Here is a 14,402-nt window from a genome sequence, read left to right as displayed (position 1 = left end):
CCATTGTACCAATTGCCCGCCCTCGGGCGATGCACGGTAAAATATGCCGTTCATGAACGCGTGAGGCCCATCCCGGCGCCCGCGCCCCCGACTGCGAATGACCGAAACCTCCCCTACAGATCCCATTGCCGAACAGCCCGTGACGTTTGGCCAGTTTGGCCTGCACCCCGGCATCATGCGGGCCATCGAAGCCACCGGCTACGTCTCGGCCACGCCGATCCAGGCCAAGGCCATTCCCATCGCCCTGACCGGGCGCGACGTCATGGGGGCAGCCCAGACCGGCACCGGCAAGACCGCGGCGTTTTCCCTGCCGATCCTGCATCGCCTGATGCCGTATGCCAATACCAGCGCATCGCCCGCGCGGCATCCGGTGCGGGCGCTGATCCTCACGCCGACGCGCGAACTCGCCGATCAGGTCCACGAAAACGTCCATCGCTACAGCCAATATGTGCCTCTGCGCACGGCGGTAGTGTTCGGCGGGGTGGATATCCGGCCGCAGCGCGACCAGTTGCGCCAGGGGTGCGAGATCCTGATCGCCACGCCCGGCCGGCTGCTGGACCACGTCGAACAGCGCAACGTCAATCTGGGGCAGGTCGGCATCCTGGTGCTCGACGAGGCCGACCGTATGCTGGACATGGGGTTCCTGCCGGATCTGGACCGCATCATGCGGTTGTTGCCGCCGGGTCGCCAGGGCCTGCTGTTTTCCGCCACGTTCAGCCCGGAAATCCGCAAGCTCGGCCGCACCTTTCTGCGCACCCCGGTCGAAATCGAGGTCGCCCGGCCCAATGCCACGGCCGACACCGTGACGCAGATCGCCTATCCCCTGGAAGGCGAGGCCAAGCGCCGCGCTGTGGTGCATCTGGTGAAATCCCGCCAGCTCAGCCAGGTCATCGTGTTTTCCAACACCAAGATCGGCTGCAGCCGCCTGGCGCGCCAGCTCGAACAGGATGGCGTGCGGGCCGAATCCATCCATGGCAACAAATCCCAGATCGAGCGCATGAAGGCGCTGGACGCCTTCAAGGCCGGCACGCTGGAAGTGCTGGTGGCGACCGACGTCGCCGCGCGCGGCCTGGACGTGGCGGGGATTCCCTGCGTGATCAATTACGATCTGCCGCGCAATCCCGAAGACTACGTCCACCGCATCGGGCGCACCGGGCGCGCCGGCGCCCAGGGCGAGGCCATCGCCCTGTTCGCCCCGGAAGAAGAGCGCTATCTGCTGGACATCGAAAAACTCATCAGGACAAAAATCCCGCGCGGCGAGCTCGACCTGCCACGCTTGCCGCGACGCCGTCCGGTCGGTGCGCACCGGGAAGGCGGATACGGCCGGCATACACCGGAACAGCCCCTGGACGATTTCTTCACCAAACCCTACGAGCCAGCCACGCCCCTCGAACAGGTTCCGGCCCTCGAAATGCGTCCTGCGGTGACGCCGGCCCGCCAGCCGGTGGGCGTATTGCTGGGTGGCGTGCGCAAGCCCGCCTGATCAGCCCCTGGCCAGCGTGTCCAGACTACCGGGGCCGGCGTCCAGCACGGGCAGATCCCCGGCGCCTTCCAGCAGCCGCCGCAGATGTTCGACGTAGGGCAGCTGAACCCCCCAGAATCGCGTCCCTTCACGGTCCTGCACCAGGATCGTGGGGAAATTCTCGATGTCCTCGTCCCCCAGCCAGTCGGGGCTGTCTTCGACGTCCACCCAGATAAAGGTCCACTGCGGCATGCTGTCCGCCAGCGTCTCCAGGGCGGGGCGGTACGCGTCGCAGGTGCGGCACCAGGCGGCGCAGTAGCACACCACCCGGCACCCGGCGTCCTGGGACAGGCGGGCCCGCAGGGCGGACGGATCGGTGTGGGGATTGAAGAGTTCCATGCGGAGACGTGGCGGCCTGGTGGAGGCGGCGGGGAACGAAAATCTTTCGGGGTAGACAAAAGCATAGCATGGCGCTTCGGGGCGGCCGGCATCACCGGGTTCCGCCAAGCAGCTATAGTATGAAAAACAATCCCACAGGACGTGGTACAGCATGACGCACCAGGAACTTGCACTCAGATCGTCTCATTCCCCAAGCGGCCTGTCGCTGGTCGGTCAGGCCTTTCGCCGTGCCGTGATCAGCCAGTTGCATCCGCGTATGCTCGCGGCGTTGTTCCTGCCCTTCGTGATCGCCGCGCTGGGGGCCATCGTCCTGCTGTGGTTCTTCTGGACGCCGCTGACCGGCTGGCTGGATCAGCAGGCCTCGTCATGGGGTTTGTTCAATACCGTGGACGGCTGGCTCATCGCCATCGGGCTGTTCTCCCTCAAGCTCTGGCTGGTGCCCCTGATGGCGGCAGGGCTGCTCCTGCCTCTGGCGGGGATCCTTGGGCTGGGGATCGCCGCGGTGTTCGTCATGCCGATCGTGCTGCGGCATCTGGAAACCCGCGACTACCAGGGGCTCGGCCGCCAGGGCCGCCACGCGACGGCGCTGGGTACGTGGAACGCGATCTGGGTGGGTGTCCTGTTCTGCCTGGGCTGGTTCTTCACCATGCCTTTGTGGCTGGTGCCGCCCATGGCACTGATTCTGCCGGTGTTCTGGTGGGCGTTCGCACTGAACCGCATGTTGCGGGTGGACGCCATGATCGAACATGCCAGCCCGGCCGAGCGGCGCCTGCTGTGGCGCCGCCATAACCGGCAACTTTGGCTGCTCGCGGCTTGCCTGGCCATCGTCAATCTCGTCCCCTTGTTCTGGCTGGTGATGCCGGTGTTCTCGTCGCTGGTGTATGCGCATTTCTGCCTGGACGCCATTGGCCGCCTGCGGGCGGAAACCGTGATCGATGTGTGAATGGAACTGTCCCGATGAACCCGATATCCACTGTGCCGCCCCGTGTCCGCCTGATTGCCATTGGCGACGAGATCCTGTCGGGTCGCCGGCAGGACAAGCACTTTTCCCGGCTGATCGAGTTGCTGCAGGAACGCGGCATGCGGCTGCGGGCGGCCGAATTCATCTCGGACGATGAAGACGACATCACAGCCTGCCTGCTACGCAGCTTTGCGACGGACGATATCGTGTTCTGTTGCGGCGGTATCGGCGCCACGCCCGACGACCGCACCCGGCAGGCTGCCGCCCGCGCCCTGGGGGTGGACCTGGCCCTGCATCCCGAGGCAGCCCGCCTGATCGGCGAGCGTTGCGCCGAAATGGCGGCGAAGGGTCAGGGCAGCGCCGACATGACTACGCCGGAAAACCAGCAGCGCTTGCGGATGGGGGTGTTCCCGGTCGGAGCCGAAATCATCCCCAACGCCTACAACCGCATTCCCGGGTTCTACATCCGCAATCACAGCTTCATGCCGGGCTTTCCCGTCATGGCGCATGCCATGATGGCCTGGACCCTGGATACCCGCTATGCCCAGTGGCACCATCGGGAATCCCGGGTCGAACATTCCTTTCTGGTCTTCGGGCTGCCGGAATCGCGCATCACACCGGCCCTGGAAGCGCTGGAGCGCCGCTGGGTGGGCGTGCGCGCCTTCAGCCTGCCCAATGTGGGCGACTCGGGCGGTCATCCGCACATCGAACTGGGGGTCAAAGGCGCCCCGGAACCCACGGCCGAAGCGCTGGCGTGGCTGCGGGCCGAGGTCCAGTCCCTGGGCGGGCGGCTCAATCCACCGAGCTGATCCGTCATTCCGGTCGATCACCGCGGGGTGCAGCCATCAGCATCCACGATGTCGCGCATCGGTGTGCATTAGTGCTTGCAAGATGGGATGATCTTTCATAATATGGAATTGTGGCAATGCAACAAATTCATTCTATGGCTCGTTCTTCCAGCATCAGTCCTCTTCTGTCCCCCGGCGCGCACCCCGCGCGGGATCAGCTCTCGGGTGATCACGGCTCCGTGACGATCCAGGTCCTGGATCGTGCCATGCGCATCCTGGACGTTCTGGCCGGGCAGCGTGATCCGGTCGCCCTGAAGGATCTCGCGGCGGCCACGGGTCTGCATGCGTCCACCACGCATCGGATTCTGGCCGATCTGGCGGTCGGGCGTTACGTCGAGCGGGTGGACAGCGGCCTGTATCGGCTGGGGATGCGACTGCTGGAACTGGGGTCGCTGGTCAAGGGTCGGCTGGATGTCCGCGCTGCCGCGATTGGGCCAATGCGCGAACTGCACCGCCAGACGGGGCAGACTGTGAACCTGTCGCTCGCGCAGGGCGACGAGATCGTCTACATTGAGCGGGCCTGGAGCGAACGCTCCGGCATGCAGGTCGTGCGGGCCATTGGCGGCCGGGCGCCCCTGCACCTGACCTCCACCGGCAAACTTTTCCTGTCCACCTGGGATGCTCGCAGCGTACGCAGCTACGCCATGCGCACCGGCCTGGCCGGGAACACGCGCAACAGCATCACCGAACTCGATCAGCTGGAGCGCGATCTGGCGCTGGTTCGCCGGCATGGCTATTCGCGCGACAACGAGGAACTGGAACTGGGTGTGCGCTGCATCGCGGCGGGGGTTCATGACGACACAGGGGCGCTGCTGGCGGGCCTGTCGCTGTCGGCGCCGGCCGAGCGCATGCGCGACGACTGGATTCCGCTGCTGCTGGCGGCGACGACCCGCATTTCCGAGACTTTGGGCTACGAGGCGCAGCACTGATCTCGCTTTTGTTGCGCCGCAACAAAAATTCCTTGACTTTGGTTGTGGTTCGTCTAGAATTGCATTTGTGCACTGCAACAAAACGGTTGTGGTTAAGAAGGTGCCTGGCATCGTGCCTCCGAGGAAGCCTTCTACTTACTGACAAGGAGTCATCATGAGCGCAAATTCCCAAACCCTGCTGGCCTCGCAAAAAGCCGTTATCGACAACTTCCTGGCCGTCCAGGGCACGTTCTTCAGTGGCTTCGAAAAGCTGGTCGACCTGAACCTGAAGGCCACCAAGGCCGCCCTGGAAGACGTGGCGCAAAAGTCCCAGGAAGCCGTTGAACTGAAGGACGCGCAGGAACTGCTGGCCTTCACGTCCGGGCTGGTGCGCCCTGAACAGGCTGTGTCCTACGGCAAGGACTTCTACGAGATCCTGGCCGACGTCCAGGGCCAATTGAGCAAGCTGGCCGAGACCCATCTGTCGGAAAGCCAGGAACGCGTGTCCGAAGCCGTCGAGCAGTTCGCCCGTAATGCCCCCACCGGTTCCGAAGGTGCAGTGGCGTTGCTGAAGTCTTCCCTGGCCACAGCCACGAACGCCTATGAATCGGCCGCCAAGGCTGCCCGCCAGGCTGCCAGCGCCGCCGAATCGAACTTCGCCGCCGCCACGAACGCGACCCTGAAGGCCGCCGCCGACGTGACCAAGGCCACCAAGGCCGCACCGCGCGCCCATCGCGCCGCAAACTGATCGGCATCGCCGACATTCGCCGGGTCCGTAACCGGCGGATGTCCGCTTCAAGGGCCAGACTCATCGAGTCCGGCCCTTTTTAATTTCCACGATTTCTCCAACTTTCGCGAGGATCTTCCTCGTATACTCGCACAGGGCGCCGCCTCGGGAGCGGCGATTGAAGCGAACATCCCTTGACCATGTCCTCTGTGCGCCGTTCCTTGTTGCTGTCGGGCCTGCCGGTTCTGCTGGTTCTCGGGGTCGTCATCTGGTGGGTCAGTCGAACAGCGGCGGCACCCGCCCCAAAACAGGCGACAGGTCCGGTCCTCGTGCATACCGCCCAGGTACGCACCCAGGACATGCCCATCCAGCTGCACGGGATCGGTGCGGTCCAGGCCTGGGAAACCGTCACCGTCCGTTCGCGGATCGACGGCCAGCTGCAAAAGGTGGGTTTCCGCGAGGGCGACACCGTTCAGCGTGGGCAGTTGATTGCCCAGCTGGACGACCGCATGCAAAAGGCGCAGCTGGCCCAGGCGATAGCGCAGCGCGCACGTGACCAGGCGCAGTTGGACAACGCCCGCCAGGATCTGAAACGCTACGTCGAACTGGCCCGCCAGTCCGCCGTCAACCGCCAGACGCTGGATACGCAGCGCGCCCAGGTGGCGGCCCTGCAGGCTACCCTGCAGTCCGACGAGGCACAGATCCAGTCGGCCCAGGTGCAGATCGATTACACGCGGATCGTGGCGCCGCTGTCCGGGCGCACCGGCGCGTTGCTGGTCGATGTCGGTAACCTGGTCCGGGCGACCGATGCCCAGGGGCTGGTCGTCATCAATCAGATCGATCCGATCGCCGTCAGCTTCACCGTGCCCGACACGGCCTACAGCCAGATCCAGGCAGCCTTGCAGGACCAGGCGGGGCGGAATGCCGCAGGTCGGGCGACAGGATCCGCGGCCGGGAACGCGACAGCGGGGCCCCACGAAAATCCGATTCAGGTCGAGGTCCTGGCGCAGGGCAAACCCCAGGTCCTGGGGCAGGGCGACCTGGTGCTGGTCGACAATCAGATCGACACTACCAGTGGCACCCTGCGCTTGAAGGCCAGGCTGGTCAATCCGGATCAGCAGTTGTGGCCGGGCCAGACCGTCGATGTGCGGCTCATCCTGGGCACCCGACGCGATGCCCTGACCATCCCGGATTCAGCTGTGCAACGCGGCGCGGATGGTCTGTATGTCTATGCGGCGGATGCCCACGATCAGGTCCGTGTGCAGCCGGTGCGGGTGCTGGTGTCCCAGGACGGGCTCAGCGTCGTGTCCCAGGGGCTGAAGGCGGGTGAACGGGTCGTCGTGGACGGGCAGTACAAACTGCGACCGGGCGCGAAGATCGCCGAGATCCAGGATGATGCTGCCGGCGCGAAGACATCGTCAGCCGGTTCCGCATCCTGATGGCCAGGGGAGCGGCGTCTTGAATATTTCCACCCCCTTCATCCAGCGTCCCATCGGGACATCGCTGCTGGCCCTGGCCCTGTTCCTGCTGGGTCTGGCCGTTTTTCCCCTGTTGCCGGTCGCTCCATTGCCACAGGTGGATTTCCCGACGATCCAGGTCACGGCCAAACTGCCGGGCGGCAGCCCCGAGACCATGGCCACCAGCGTGGCCCAGCCCCTGGAACGGCAGTTCTCCACCATTCCCGGCCTGGTGCAGATGAGCTCGCAGAATGCGCTGGGCCAATCCAGCATCACGCTGCAGTTCGATCTGGGCCGGGACATCGATGGCGCGGCCCTGGACGTGCAGACGGCGATCGCCTCCGCGGCGCGCCAGCTGCCCTCGAACATGCCCAGTCCGCCGACCTTCCGCAAGGTCAACCCGGCGGATTTTTCCATCCTGATCCTGTCGGTGCAGTCCGACGTCCTGCCGATCACCGTCGTCAACGACTATACGGACAACATCCTGGCCCAGCAGCTGTCCCGGGTCGAAGGGGTCGGTCAGGTCAATATCTTCGGCCAGCAGAAGCCCGCCGTCCGCATCCAGGTCGATCCGCGCAAGATCGCCTCGCTGGGACTGGATCTGGAATCGATCCGCGGGGTGATCGCCACCACCACGGTCAGCCAGCCCAAGGGCACAATCGACGGTTCCCGCCAGAGCTTCACGGTGTATACCAATGATCAGATCGTGGATGCCGATCCGTGGAACAACACCATCATTGCCTGGCGCAACGGGGCGCCCGTGCGGGTGCGCGATATCGGCCAGGCGGTCCCCGGGCCGGAAGACGCCAAACAGGCCGCCTGGGCCTTTGCCGGCAAGGGGGCGGGGCAGGGCGATGTGGCGCTGAACGGCCGCTCGCTGGTCGTGGGGATCACCAAGCAGCCCGGGGCCAACGTCATCGACACGGTGGCGCGGATCCGGGCCGAACTGCCGGCGCTGATGGCGTCGATGCCGGCCAGCATCCACGTCAGCACCTTGCTCGATCGCACGCAGAACATCCAGGCCTCGGTCCACGAGGTCGAGTTCACCCTGCTGCTGTCCATTGCGCTGGTGATCCTGGTGATCTTCATGTTCCTGCGCAGCATCGCGGGCACCCTGATCGCCAGCGTCGCGGTGCCGCTGGCCCTGATGGGCACGTTCGCGCTCATGTATCTGGCGGGCTACAGCCTGGACAACCTGTCCCTGATGGCGTTGACGATTTCTGTCGGTTTCATCGTGGATGACGCGGTGGTTATGCTGGAAAACATCTGGCGCCACGTCGAGGAGGGCATGAAGCCCATGGAGGCCGCCTTGCGCGGGGCCAGCGAGATCGGCTTCACGATTGTGTCCATTTCGGTGTCGCTCATGGCTGTGTTCATTCCGTTGCTGTTGATGGGTGGGATCGTGGGGCGGCTGTTTCGCGAGTTTGCCGTGACGGTCATCATGACCATCGTGATTTCCGTCGTGGTGACGTTGACCCTGACCCCGATGCTGTGCTCGCGCTTTCTGCGCGACTTGCAGCATACGCGGCATGGCCGCGTCTATCAGGCCTTCGAACGGGGTTTCGATGTACTGCTGGATGCCTATCGCCGCGCCCTGGACGCGGTTCTGCGCCACTCGTTCATCACCCTGTGCGTGTTTCTGGCGACTGTGGCCGCCTCGGTGGCGCTGCTGGTGGTCATCCCGAAGGGGTTCTTTCCGCAGCAGGATACGGGGTCCATCTTCGGGCTGGCCGAAACGTCCCAGGACAGTTCCTTCGAGGCCATGAACGAGCGCATGATGGCGCTGGCCGACGTGCTGCGGCGCGACCCCGACATCGCGGCGTTCGGCATGACCAGCAATGCGCCGACCTTCAATACCGGCCGTTATTTCATCAGCCTCAAGCCCCGCAGCCAGGGGCGCACCGCCAGCGCCGACCAAATCATCCGCCGGCTGAATCCGGAACTGGCCAAGGTGCCTGGCGTGCGGCTGTTCATGCAGGCCGGGCAGGATATCAATGTGGGTGGCCGCCTGTCGCGCACCCAGTACCAGTACACGCTGACCAGCGCCAACCTGGATGAGTTGAATGTCTGGGCGCCCCGGCTGCTGGAACGATTCCGCACCCTGGCGCCCCTGACGGATCTGGCGACCGACCAGCAGAACGGCGCCAATACGGCGGTGGTGACGATCGACCGGGCACGGGCGGCGATGTTCGGCATCAGTCCGGCCCTGATCGACAGCACCATCTACGATGCGCTGGGCCAGCGCCAGGTGGCGCAGTACTTCACACAGATCAACAGCTACAACGTCGTGCTGGAGATCACCCCCGAATGGCAGCGGGACCCGGACGTGTTTTCGCACCTGTACATCACCTCGCCGCTGACGGGGCGGCAGGTGCCGCTGTCCGCCATGGTCAAGGTGGACACCTCGAAGACCGGCTATCTGTCGATCAACCACCAGGGCCAGTTCCCGGCTGTGACGATTTCCTTCAACCTGGCGGCTGGCTATTCCTTGGGGCAGGCGGTGGACGTGATCCGCCAGGCCCAGACGTCGATGGCGGTGCCGTTGTCGGTCCAGGGGTCATTCCAGGGGACGGCGCAGGCCTTCGAGCAGTCCCTGGCGACTCAGCCGTACCTGATCACGGCGGCGCTGGTGGCCGTCTACATCGTGCTGGGGCTGCTGTACGAAAGCTATATCCACCCGCTGACCATCCTGTCGACCTTGCCGTCCGCCGGGGTGGGGGCGCTGCTGATCCTGATGGCCAGCGGCTTCGATTTCAGCGTGATCGCGCTGATCGGGATCCTGCTGCTGATCGGGATCGTGAAAAAAAACGGCATCCTGCTGGTGGACTTTGCGATCGTGGCCGAGCGCGAACAGGGCCTGTCGCCGCGCGATGCCATTTACCAGGCCTGTCTGCTGCGTTTCCGGCCGATCCTGATGACGACGCTTTGCGCGCTGTTTGCCGGGCTGCCGCTGATGCTGGGCAGCGGCGCGGGATCGGAACTGCGCCAGCCTCTGGGCTATTCCATGGTCGGCGGCCTGATCCTGTCGCAGGCCCTGACGCTGTTCACGACCCCGGTGGTCTATCTGTACCTGGATCGCCTGCATCACCACTACGTGCGCGGGAGGGCGATGAAACAGGCCCGGCGGCTGCGGGCGAAGCGGCTGGCGGCGCGAGCCGCCGATTGACGATCACTCTAACGGCGGGCCACCGACGTCAGGCCCGCCACCAGTTGATCGATGAAGAACGTATACAGCACGGCGATCGGGATGCTGGCGATCAGCGCGCCGGCCAGCAGGGGGCCCCAGTGGTAGACGTCGCCCCGGATCAGTTCCGTCGGCACCGCGATGCTGATGGTCTTGTCGGCCGTATGGGTAACGAAGGCCAGTGCGTAGATAAATTCGCTGGTGGACAGGGTGAAGGCGAAGACGATAACCGTCATCAGCCCGGGCACCGCCAGGGGCAGGATGACATGGATGAAGGCGCTGAAGCGGGTGTGCCCGTCGATCATGGCCTGTTCTTCGATGTCGCGCGGGATGCCTTTGAAGAATCCCATCAGCAGCCAGGTGCAAAACGGGATGGTGAATGTGGGGTAGGCCACGATCAGCGCCCAGAGTGAATTCTGCAGCCCCAGGTAGGCGATGACCTTGGAAAAGGGGATGAACAGCAGGGTGGGCGGCACCAGGTAGCTGAGGAAAATCCCGATGCCCAGGGTCTCGCCCCACCCGCCGGCGATGCGTGCCAGCCCGTAGGCGGCGGGGATCGACAATACCAGCGTGATGGCCACCACGGCCAGGCCGACCCAGACGGTATTCAGCAGCCACCGCACGAACTCGGTGTGCAGGAACAGCAGCTTGACGTTGTCCAGTGTGGGAGATTCGGTGAACCAGAAGGGATTGTTCGCCGGGGTAAAGATATCGCCCTGGGTCTTGAAGCTGGTGATCAGCATGACGTAGAACGGCAGCGCCGCGAAGACCACAAATAGCAGCGTGGCGACGTACAGGCCGGTGGTCCGTGCGGGTGAAGGGGTCGCGGTTTTCATGACATCAGATCTCCCGGCGGCGAATGATGGACAGGATCACGATGGACACGGCGGCCAGCACGGGTAGCAGGAATAGCGCGATGGCCGCCCCCCGGCCCAGCGAGCCGCCCTGCACGCCCGTGAAGAACGCCAGGGTCGGCAGCACCTGGGTGGCGTTGGCCGGCCCGCCGCGCGTCAGGATGAAGACCGTCACGATGTCCGTGAAGACGAAGACGAACGTAAACAGGATCGTCACCCCGAAGACCGGAATCAGCATGGGCAGGATGATTTGGAACAGGCGGCGGAAGTAGCCCGCGCCGTCGATCTCGGATTGTTCCAGGATGTCGCGCGGGACCCCATTCAGACCAGCCAGGATGATGACGGTGGCCAGCGGCAGCAGGCGCCAGACGTTGACCAGGATGATGGAAAACAGGGCCAGGCCGCTGCGGCCCAGCCAGAAGGTGTTGTCGAAATCGCCGAAGAGCGCTCCGGGGTGGCCCAGAAACCCGACGCCTCGGAATACCCAGTCCAGTGGACTGAAAGTCGAATCGAACATCCACAGCCAGGCGATGGAACTGAGCGATGCCGGCGCCGTCCAGGGCAGCAGGATCAGGAAGCGGATGATCCATTTTCCCCGGGTGGGCCGCACCAGCAGTTCGGCCTGAATCGTGCCCAGGATCAGGACGCCGATCAGGGTGCTGACGGTGATGACGAAGGTATTGCCGACCGCCTGCAGAAAGTCTGGCATTTCGAGCAGAGCGCGAAAGTTTTCCAGGCCGATGTAACGCATCACCGGACTGCCGGTGGTGACGTCGTTCAGACTGTAGATCACCGCCAGGACGATCGGGATGCCCAGTAGCAGGGTGATGTACAGGATGGCGGGCAGCACCATGCCCATGGCCAGCAGCGTGTCGCGCTGGGAAAGTGTCATGGACGAACGGGTGGCGGCCATGGTGTCAGTCCTTGGCCTGCAGCCCCGATCGCGGGTCGAAGCGCCGGATCAGTGGATCGGGGACCGAGAATGTGCAGGATTGGCCGGCGGCCAGACCTTCGGCCATGCGTTCCGGCAATTTGAGGATGATGTCGGTCCGGTTTGGAACGAATGTCCCGTAGACCAGGGAATCGGCGCCGAGGTTCTCGACCTGCTGGATTTCGACGGGCAGCATCAGGTGCTGCGGCAGGCTGGTCTGTTCGGTGATTCGTGCATCTTCCGGGTGGAACCCCAGCAGCCAGTCGCCCACCGGGATCAGATTCATCGGCGGCGAGCCCATGAACTGGGCGACGAAGGTATTGGCCGGTTCATGGTAGATCTCGTAGGGGGTGCCGATCTGCTGGATCTTGCCGTGGTTCATCACGGCGATGCGTTGCCCCAGGCCCATGGCCTCGACCTGGTCGTGCGTGACGTACAGTGTGGTGATGCCGGTCTGCTGGTGCAGTCGCTTGAATTCGCGGCGTGCCGAATGGCGCAGCTTGGCGTCCAGATTGGACAGGGGCTCGTCCATCAGGAACAGGCTGGGTGTGCGGACCAGAGCGCGGGCCAGCGCCACGCGCTGGCGTTCGCCACCGGACAGTGCGCGGGGCTTGCGCGCCAGCAGGTGGCCGATGCCAAACAGGTCGGCCGCCCATTGGACCTTGTCGTGGATCTGCGCGGCCGGCATCTTCACCGCTTCCAGCGGAAAGGAAATATTGCGTGCCACGGTCTTGTGGGGGTAGAGCGCGTAGCTCTGGAAAACCATGGCGATGTTGCGCTGGCGTGGAGGTTCTTCATTGGCCAGTCGTCCATCGATATGGATCGTGCCGCTGCTGGGGTGTTCCAGCCCCGCAATCGTCCGCATCAGTGTGGATTTCCCTGAGCCCGAGGCGCCCAGCAGCACCAGGAATTCCCCGTCGGGGACGTCCAGGCTGACATCGTCCACGGCCTTGACGCGGCCATGGTCGTAGGTGGTGCTTAGGTGCTCGATGCTCAGGCTGGCCATGAAGGCTCCTCCGTGGGGTGGATCAGGTTTTCTTGCCGCCGATCAGGCCGCGGCCACGCCACTGCGCGTAGATGGCTTCGCACTGTCTCGCAGCCTCATCCACGGCTTTTTCCGGGGTCAGATCTCCACGCGCGGCCTTGGCCATCATGTTGGGCAGGACGAACGTGTTGAAGACCTCGCCCACAGCCGGATTCGAGTACCCGGGGTGCCCCAGGTTGGTGGTCCATTTCGGGGAGGGGATCAGCGGTGCGAGTTTTCCGTCGGCTTCTCCGGGTAGTTTGAACGGGTCATGGGAAAACCAGGCGTCGTTCAGGTTTTGCAGGGTCTTGGCGCCTGTGACCGCCGCGTAGCCCCGATCGCCGCTGAGGATCGGAGTGCCAAAGAAGCTGGGCGAGTTGTAGAGCTTGCTCTGGTACATCGCCTGGTCGTAGTTGGCGGTCAGATGCAGGATGAACCGTTTGGCGAGATCCTCTCGTGCCTTGGCGAATTTGGGGATGATGTAGTTATAGAGCACGTGCACATTGGCCCAGGCATCGCCCTTGGGGCCCGCCAGCGGGCCGGTGAAGAAGACGTCCTTGGCGATGTCGGGTTTGGCTTCCTGGGCCGAGCGATAAGCCGAGATCGAGTTCACGATATAGGACGCCTTGCCCGCGATGAGGTCCTGGTTGTTGGACGCGGGATTCCAGGAAAAAATGGCGGGCGTCATCGTGCGGTGGTAGAGATCCGCCATGTACTTGACGGCTTCGATGGCCAGCTTGCGGTTTTCGCCCTTGCCCAGGATCACGTTGTCCTCCGCGTCTTGTACGGAAGCGCCCCAGGACCACAGCACGGATCTGGCCACCATGTTCGAGTCCAGTTCCTGGGACATGCCGATCCCGACCTGGACGCCCTGTTCCTTGCGGATTTTTTCGCCGATTTCCAGCAGCTGCATCCAGGTGGCGGGCCCATCGGGCATGCCTGCCTTTTCCCACAGGGATTTTCGGTAGTCGCCGCAGTCCACCGTCCATCCGTGGCAGAACGCATACCAGGTTTTTACGACCGGGTTATAGGAGACGCGTTTCGTGATCGGGAAAATCGCGCCGAACTGCTTGGCCGCTTCCTGGTTGATGTCGGCCATGTCCAGGACGTTGGGGGTGAACTGGGCGGCTTCGGGCCCCAGTTCGATGATGTCGTGACCGGAATTGGCGGACAGCTCGGACGTCGTCGCGGTGACCAGGTCGCCGATGTTGATGTGGTCGACCGTGACCTGAACCCCGTTGGCCTCGCCCCAGGCCTTTGCGAAGGCGTCGAACCATTTGTCATAGCTGGGAACGAAGTGGCTCCATTGCAGGATCTTCAGGGTTTTGTCGGCCGCCAGCGCGCGTAGCGGGAATAGCGGGGCGCCGATGGCGGCCAGCCCCGCCAGGCCGCCAGCCTGCAGGATGCGGCGTCGGCCGGGGGAAGATGGGGGAAGTGAACGGCGGGGGGGATTGAAGCGTGTGTACGACATGACCTGCCTCCTCTAGCGAAGGGGGAAGTCGTCAGGCCGGGCTGGCTGGCGGCACTACCCCGAACAGATGGAAATGCAGCTGCGTAGCGGTCGTGGGCCCGGAGGGCACGTCACGCAAGACGAATACGTGTTTGAGTGTAACGCCGTTGTATCAGGAGGAGGCCGAAACTAGAGGT

Annotated in this window: 12 protein-coding genes; 7 read left to right on the top strand and 5 right to left on the bottom strand. The window is 64.2% G+C overall.

Going from position 1 to position 14,402, the window contains the following annotated elements; all coding sequences use genetic code 11:
- Positions 1 to 97 precede the first annotated feature (97 nt).
- Complete coding sequence (locus tag ABCV34_RS07925) at positions 98 to 1,483, top strand: DEAD/DEAH box helicase (protein ID WP_345795682.1); 1,386 nt, start codon at positions 98 to 100, stop codon at positions 1,481 to 1,483.
- On the opposite strand, the gene ABCV34_RS07920 is transcribed toward ABCV34_RS07925, so the two are convergent.
- On the bottom strand, positions 1,484 to 1,861 hold the full coding sequence (locus tag ABCV34_RS07920; protein ID WP_345795681.1) for a thioredoxin family protein: 378 nt from the start codon (positions 1,859 to 1,861) through the stop codon (positions 1,484 to 1,486).
- Positions 1,862 to 2,012: 151 nt separating this feature from the next.
- Here ABCV34_RS07920 and ABCV34_RS07915 point away from each other — a divergent pair, with 151 nt between their 5' ends.
- From ABCV34_RS07915 to ABCV34_RS07890, 6 genes are all read left to right on the top strand, one after another.
- The gene (locus ABCV34_RS07915; protein ID WP_345795680.1) at positions 2,013 to 2,804 is read left to right on the top strand and encodes an EI24 domain-containing protein; all 792 of its coding nucleotides are present in this window, start codon (positions 2,013 to 2,015) and stop codon (positions 2,802 to 2,804) included.
- A gap of 14 nt (positions 2,805 to 2,818) precedes the next feature.
- Positions 2,819 to 3,631 carry a molybdopterin-binding protein gene (locus ABCV34_RS07910; RefSeq protein WP_345795679.1) on the top strand — a complete coding sequence of 271 codons (813 nt, stop codon included), beginning with the start codon at positions 2,819 to 2,821 and terminating at the stop codon, positions 3,629 to 3,631.
- A 134-nt stretch (positions 3,632 to 3,765) separates the two neighbouring features.
- Positions 3,766 to 4,599 carry an IclR family transcriptional regulator gene (locus ABCV34_RS07905; protein ID WP_345795678.1) on the top strand — a complete coding sequence of 278 codons (834 nt, stop codon included), beginning with the start codon at positions 3,766 to 3,768 and terminating at the stop codon, positions 4,597 to 4,599.
- Positions 4,600 to 4,753: 154 nt separating this feature from the next.
- Positions 4,754 to 5,326, top strand: a complete 573-nt coding sequence (locus ABCV34_RS07900) for a phasin family protein (protein WP_345795677.1) — start codon at positions 4,754 to 4,756, stop codon at positions 5,324 to 5,326.
- A gap of 179 nt (positions 5,327 to 5,505) precedes the next feature.
- Positions 5,506 to 6,744, top strand: a complete 1,239-nt coding sequence (locus ABCV34_RS07895) for an efflux RND transporter periplasmic adaptor subunit (protein ID WP_345798737.1) — start codon at positions 5,506 to 5,508, stop codon at positions 6,742 to 6,744.
- A 19-nt stretch (positions 6,745 to 6,763) separates the two neighbouring features.
- On the top strand, positions 6,764 to 9,928 hold the full coding sequence (locus ABCV34_RS07890) for an efflux RND transporter permease subunit (protein WP_345795676.1): 3,165 nt from the start codon (positions 6,764 to 6,766) through the stop codon (positions 9,926 to 9,928).
- An 8-nt stretch (positions 9,929 to 9,936) separates the two neighbouring features.
- Here the strand turns inward: ABCV34_RS07890 and ABCV34_RS07885 are convergent, their stop codons facing one another.
- Genes ABCV34_RS07885 through ABCV34_RS07870 form a run of 4 tightly spaced genes read right to left on the bottom strand, consistent with a single transcriptional unit; the run spans position 9,937 to position 14,226 of the window.
- Entirely contained in the window at positions 9,937 to 10,782 is an 846-nt protein-coding gene (locus tag ABCV34_RS07885) for a carbohydrate ABC transporter permease (protein WP_345798645.1), read from the bottom strand.
- A 4-nt stretch (positions 10,783 to 10,786) separates the two neighbouring features.
- Positions 10,787 to 11,713, bottom strand: coding sequence for a sugar ABC transporter permease (locus tag ABCV34_RS07880; protein WP_345798644.1), 927 nt, complete (start codon positions 11,711 to 11,713; stop codon positions 10,787 to 10,789).
- 4 nt (positions 11,714 to 11,717) lie between these two features.
- Positions 11,718 to 12,737: an ABC transporter ATP-binding protein gene (locus ABCV34_RS07875; protein WP_345798643.1), complete on the bottom strand. Its 1,020-nt coding sequence runs from the start codon at positions 12,735 to 12,737 to the stop codon at positions 11,718 to 11,720.
- 22 nt (positions 12,738 to 12,759) lie between these two features.
- Positions 12,760 to 14,226: an ABC transporter substrate-binding protein gene (locus ABCV34_RS07870; RefSeq protein ID WP_345798642.1), complete on the bottom strand. Its 1,467-nt coding sequence runs from the start codon at positions 14,224 to 14,226 to the stop codon at positions 12,760 to 12,762.
- Positions 14,227 to 14,402: the final 176 nt, after the last annotated feature.

The sequence above is a fragment of the Castellaniella sp. MT123 genome (genome assembly GCF_039614765.1).
Taxonomy (GTDB): domain Bacteria; phylum Pseudomonadota; class Gammaproteobacteria; order Burkholderiales; family Burkholderiaceae_B; genus Castellaniella.
Note: the sequence above shows the minus strand (reverse complement) of the source record. Positions and strands in the feature narration are given on the sequence as shown.

Excerpts from the sequence above, each read along its gene's own strand:
- ABCV34_RS07925 (WP_345795682.1), top strand. The coding sequence starts at position 98 with ATGACCGAAACCTCCCCTACAGATCCCATTGCCGAACAGCCCGTGACG.
- ABCV34_RS07880 (WP_345798644.1), bottom strand. The coding sequence starts at position 11,713 with ATGGCCGCCACCCGTTCGTCCATGACACTTTCCCAGCGCGACACGCTG.
- ABCV34_RS07875 (WP_345798643.1), bottom strand. The coding sequence starts at position 12,737 with ATGGCCAGCCTGAGCATCGAGCACCTAAGCACCACCTACGACCATGGC.
- ABCV34_RS07900 (WP_345795677.1), top strand. The coding sequence starts at position 4,754 with ATGAGCGCAAATTCCCAAACCCTGCTGGCCTCGCAAAAAGCCGTTATC.
- ABCV34_RS07895 (WP_345798737.1), top strand. The coding sequence starts at position 5,506 with ATGTCCTCTGTGCGCCGTTCCTTGTTGCTGTCGGGCCTGCCGGTTCTG.
- ABCV34_RS07915 (WP_345795680.1), top strand. The coding sequence starts at position 2,013 with ATGACGCACCAGGAACTTGCACTCAGATCGTCTCATTCCCCAAGCGGC.
- ABCV34_RS07905 (WP_345795678.1), top strand. The coding sequence starts at position 3,766 with ATGGCTCGTTCTTCCAGCATCAGTCCTCTTCTGTCCCCCGGCGCGCAC.
- ABCV34_RS07920 (WP_345795681.1), bottom strand. The coding sequence starts at position 1,861 with ATGGAACTCTTCAATCCCCACACCGATCCGTCCGCCCTGCGGGCCCGC.
- ABCV34_RS07910 (WP_345795679.1), top strand. The coding sequence starts at position 2,819 with ATGAACCCGATATCCACTGTGCCGCCCCGTGTCCGCCTGATTGCCATT.
- ABCV34_RS07870 (WP_345798642.1), bottom strand. The coding sequence starts at position 14,226 with ATGTCGTACACACGCTTCAATCCCCCCCGCCGTTCACTTCCCCCATCT.
- ABCV34_RS07885 (WP_345798645.1), bottom strand. The coding sequence starts at position 10,782 with ATGAAAACCGCGACCCCTTCACCCGCACGGACCACCGGCCTGTACGTC.